This is a genomic window from Georgenia satyanarayanai, from assembly GCF_023715365.1.
GTDB classification, from domain to species: Bacteria; Actinomycetota; Actinomycetes; order Actinomycetales; family Actinomycetaceae; genus Oceanitalea; species Oceanitalea satyanarayanai_B.
The window spans coordinates 1-458 of record NZ_JAMBNZ010000094.1 but is presented as its reverse complement, the minus strand read 5'-3'; the positions used below and the strand labels follow the sequence as shown (position 1 = coordinate 458).

At 28.8% G+C, this 458-nt stretch carries 1 protein-coding gene; it reads left to right on the top strand.

Features of this window, described 5'->3' with window-relative positions:
* Positions 1-85: 85 nt before the first annotated feature.
* A partial coding sequence (locus tag M3148_RS17165) for a DEAD/DEAH box helicase family protein (RefSeq protein WP_251305939.1) occupies positions 86-458 on the top strand: 373 nt, incomplete at its 3' end.

Here is a 458-nt window from a genome sequence, read left to right as displayed (position 1 = left end):
CTAATCAAAGTGAACTATGGGAAACAAGTGGTTTTAGAGTTTCAAGATTTTTTAGTTAATGAATTTAAAAATGGTGATTTAAAATATGTCTATCTTTGATAAAGTCTTTGAAAATAATTCTCTAAAGCAGATTAATAGCATAAACGAATTATATAATTCTCTTGATGCAAAAAACTCACATGCAGTATTAAGAACAATTCAGAAAGAATGTATTGACCTTATTGATGATAACTTGGACTCAAAAGAATTAATACTAAAATTGAGTACAGGTTCTGGTAAAACTGCTATCGGATTACTATATTTACGATATTATTCGCAGAAATATCAAGAACCTGTGGTTTTTTTAACATCTAACAATCAATTGGTTGAACAAGTTATATTGGAAGCTGAAAATCTTGGGCTTAGAGCTAAAGCATATGGTAAAGGGGAGAATGTCTTAGATCATGATTCTATTATAG